The 1,465-nt window shown below is 57.8% G+C and carries 1 protein-coding gene; it reads right to left on the bottom strand.

Annotated features, from left to right (window positions below):
• Window positions 1–252 precede the first annotated feature (252 nt).
• The gene (locus I6F24_RS37240) at window positions 253–1,365 is read right to left on the bottom strand and encodes an IS110 family transposase (protein ID WP_225131580.1); all 1,113 of its coding nucleotides are present in this window, start codon (window positions 1,363–1,365) and stop codon (window positions 253–255) included.
• Between the last annotated feature and the right edge of the window lie 100 nt (window positions 1,366–1,465).

The raw sequence follows: 1,465 nt of genomic DNA, 5'->3' as shown, positions 1-1,465 counted from the left end.
TGAGAAAGAATGTATGGTCCGCACCGTCCGTGCAAGGGTCGTAACAGCGAAAATGACGCTTCCAGTTGCATAAATGTATCCGGCCTCTCGCGAGCGGACTGCTGTTGCAGCCAGGCCATGATGAGATCCGCGCACGCCGTTCCCAATAAATGGTTCGGGCACGAAGCCCGCTTTTTTGCACAGGGCTTACGGCATGTTGATCCACTGTTTCGTCATCACTGTTCCCGAGCCTTGCAATCTCGCCAGAAGTCGTCAGCTGAAAGCGGGATCCCTGCGTTCGTAGAGTGCTCCTGGCTTGTTCAAGACCACCCAGACAATGCGAGCCATCTTGGCGGCTAGTGCGACAACGGCCTTATTCGGATGCATCCGAGCTTGGAGCCCGTTGAGCCAGCTTCCAAAGCGATCGCGCGTTCGGTCCAGATGCCGGAAGCAGGATCGCGCGCCATGCACTAGAAGTTTTCTCAAATAGCGGTTGCCGCGTTTGCTGATGCCAAGCAACGTCTGTTTTCCGCCGGTCGAGTATTGTCTGGGCACCAACCCCAGCCAGGCAGCAAGGTCGCGAGCCTTGCGAAACTGCAACCCATCACCGATCGCGGCAAGCACAGCGGTCGCACCTAATGCGCCGATACCAGGGATTGTCATCAGCCGGCGTGTAACGTCCTCTCGGTTAGCGACCGCTTCGATCTCCTGTGTCACTTGGCGGATCCGTTCTTCGAGGCGGCAGAGATCGGCGTAGAGATCGCCGACCAGACGCCGCATCACCGGTGATATACCGTTTCCTTCGTCTTTCAAAGCGAGCGGTAGCTCGAGCTTGAATATTCCGGCCCCCTGACGCAAAGGTACGCCATACTCGAGGCAGAAAGCCCGCATCTGATTGATCAGGCGTGTCCTCGCGCCGACCATCTGGTCACGGATTCGATGCAGCGCTTGAAGATCGACCTGGTCCTCCTCCTTCACGGCGACGAAGCGCATTGTCGGTCGCGTCGTGGCCTCAGCGATCGCCTCGGCGTCGATGATGTCGTTCTTGTTTGACTTCACGTAGGGCTTCACGAATTGCGCGGGGATCAGGCGCACCTTGTGACCAAGTGCCTGTATCTTCCGGGCGAGCCACTGTGAACCGGCGCAGGAATCCATGCCAACTATGCTTGGTTGTGCGCGAGCAAAGAACTGAAGAAGAGTGTCCCGTCGAGAGCGAACTTTCTGAACAGGTGTGCCGTCGCAGCTCAGGCCAACGACGTGGAACAGGTTCTTGCCAATGTCGATCCATAGACAGCCGCAGGTCGCGGCAAATTGCGATGGGCCATGATACTCTTCTCTATTGATCTGACCTCCCCCATGATGAGGGAGGAGGACGGTGCGGACCATCCCATTAATGGTGACGCAAGCGGCCAAGCGGAAAGCTGTCGCCCATCTCCGTGGAGCCTTCGGGATGAGCGAACTGCGGGCGTGTAAAGTCATCGGCTGC

The organism is Bradyrhizobium sp. BRP23 (assembly GCF_020194135.1).
GTDB classification, from domain to species: domain Bacteria; phylum Pseudomonadota; class Alphaproteobacteria; order Rhizobiales; family Xanthobacteraceae; genus Bradyrhizobium; species Bradyrhizobium yuanmingense.
The sequence above is the reverse complement of the archived record's forward strand: the minus strand, read 5'-3'. Positions and strand labels throughout refer to the sequence as shown.